3 protein-coding genes are annotated in these 2,251 nt (G+C 71.0%); 1 reads left to right on the top strand and 2 read right to left on the bottom strand.

The features are described from left to right. On the bottom strand, positions 1 to 220 hold a 220-nt coding region (locus tag CCN56_RS40580), incomplete at its 3' end, for an STAS domain-containing protein (RefSeq protein ID WP_086832540.1). A 127-nt stretch (positions 221 to 347) separates the two neighbouring features. Further along, the gene (locus CCN56_RS40575) at positions 348 to 1,196 is read right to left on the bottom strand and encodes a 3-hydroxyacyl-CoA dehydrogenase family protein (protein ID WP_041131267.1); all 849 of its coding nucleotides are present in this window, start codon (positions 1,194 to 1,196) and stop codon (positions 348 to 350) included. A 232-nt stretch (positions 1,197 to 1,428) separates the two neighbouring features. On the opposite strand from CCN56_RS40575, the gene CCN56_RS40570 reads away from it, so the two are divergent. After that, a partial coding sequence (locus CCN56_RS40570; protein WP_086832539.1) for a DMT family transporter occupies positions 1,429 to 2,251 on the top strand: 823 nt, incomplete at its 3' end.

The raw sequence follows: 2,251 nt of genomic DNA, 5'->3' as shown, positions 1-2,251 counted from the left end.
CCCACCGGAGGCGCCGGCCGCAGCGGCCGGCCCTCCGGTGGGCGCCCATGATGACGCCGAGTCCGGTCGCGTCCCAGGAGTCGAGTCCGGTCAGGTCGAGCACCAGGTCGCCGACTCCGTCGTCGACGGCCGAGTGCAGGACCGTACGGGCGTCCGCCGCGCTGCGGACGTCGAGGCGGCCCCCGACGACCAGCTCGACATGGTCGCCCCTGATGTGCATATGCGCTCCCCGAGAGTGCTCCGTCTTCGCAACAACTGACTGCCGCACCGGCAGATACGTTGCGCCTTGTCAGCGAACCGATACCGAAATTCACCCCACGGAGTGAGGGCGGGGTGGTGGGTCCGGCTCAGTACTTGTAGAAGCCCTGCCCGCTCTTGCGGCCGATGTCACCCGCGTCCACCATCCGGCGCATCAGCTCCGGCGGCGCGAACTTCTCGTCCTGGGACTCGGTGTAGATGTTGTTGGCGGCGTTCACCAGGATGTCGATGCCGGTGAGGTCGGCGGTGGCGAGCGGGCCCATGGCGTGGCCGAAGCCGAGCTTGCAGGCGATGTCGATGTCCTCGGCGGTGGCGACGCCCGACTCGTGGAGCTTGGCGGCCTCGACGACGAGGGCCGAGATGAGGCGGGTGGTGACGAAGCCGGCGACGTCGCGGTTGACGACGATGCAGGTCTTGCCGACGGACTCGGCGAACGCGCGGGCGGTGGCGAGGGTCTCGTCGCTCGTCTTGTAGCCGCGGACCAGCTCGACGAGCTGCATCATCGGGACGGGCGAGAAGAAGTGGACGCCGACGACGGCCTCGGGGCGCTCGGTCACCGCGGCGATCTTGGTGATCGGGATCGCGGAGGTGTTGGAGGCGAGGACGGCGCCGTCCTTCACGATCTTGTCGAGCGAGCGGAAGATGTCGTGCTTGACGTCGAGGTTCTCGAAGACGGCCTCGACGACGACGTCCGCGTCGGCGACGGCGTCGAGTTCGGTGGTGGCGGTGATCCGGCCGAGTGCGGCCTCGGCGTCCTCGGCGGCGAGCTTGCCCTTGGCGACGAACTTGTCGTACGACGCCTTGATGCCGTCGGTGCCGCGGGTCAGGGCGGCGTCGGTGACGTCACGCAGGACGACGTCCCAGCCCGCCTGTGCCGAGACCTGTGCGATGCCGGATCCCATGAGTCCGGCCCCGATGACGGCAAGCTTCCTGGCCACGATCTTCCACCCCTCGACAGCTGTTCACTTCTGGCTCTCCGGCGGAGATTAGCGGTCGCGGGGCCCCATGTGACCGCGAAGTAATGCGCGTCACGCCCTCTTTGACGGACGTCACACTCGCGACACCCCTCAGACCCGGCCCGGCACCCCCATACGGTCGCGACATACCCCTAGGGGGTATAGAGTCTTCGGCATCCGTCCGGCGGTCGACGCCTGGAGAGGAGGTGCCGTCATGCGTCCGTACGTCCTGGGAGCAGCGCCCGCCCCGCTGCTGCTCCTGACCGGCATGGTCAGCCTGCAGTTCGGGTCCGCCTTCGCGAAACGACTGTTCGAGGAGACGGGGCCGACCGGCGCGACCCTGCTCCGGCTGCTCATCGCCGCCACCCTGCTCTGCCTGCTGTCCCGCCCCGCGCCACGGCTCCTGCGCACCCACTGGCGACTGCTGCTCCCGTACGGGGCCGTCTTCACCGTCATGCAGTTCGCCTTCTACGAGGCCACCTCCCGGCTGCCCCTCGGCGTCGTGGTGACCCTGGAGTTCAGCGGGCCGCTGCTGCTCGCCGCGCTCACCTCGCGCCGCGCCCTCGACCGGCTCTGGGTCGCGGTCGCGGCCGCCGGGCTCCTGGTGCTCGGCGGGACGCGGGGCATGGACGATCCGGTCGGCCTCGCCGCGAGCCTGCTCACCGGCGCCGCCCTCACCGGATACATCCTGCTCGGCGCCCGCGTGGGCCGCGCGGTCCCCGGCGGCTCCGGCCTGGCCCTCGGCATCTCGATCGCCGCCGTCCTCGCCCTGCCCACCGCACCGGCGCTCGGCCTGCCCTCCCCCGACGTCCTCCTGCGCCCGGGGGTGCTCGGCACCGCGCTCGCGGTGGCGGTCCTGACGACCGTCATCCCCTTCTCGCTGGAGTTCGCGGCGCTGCGCCGGATGCCGCCCCGGGTCTTCGCCGTGCTGTCCACGGTGGAGCCGGTCATCGCGGCCCTGGTGGGCCTCGTGCTGCTCGGCGAGCACCTCTCCACCACCCAGTGGGCCGCCGTGCTCTGCGTGGTGACGGCGGCGG

This window comes from Streptomyces sp. NRRL B-24572 (genome assembly GCF_002156145.1).
Lineage (GTDB): Bacteria > Actinomycetota > Actinomycetes > Streptomycetales > Streptomycetaceae > Streptomyces > Streptomyces vietnamensis.
Note: the sequence above shows the minus strand (reverse complement) of the source record. Positions and strands in the feature narration are given on the sequence as shown.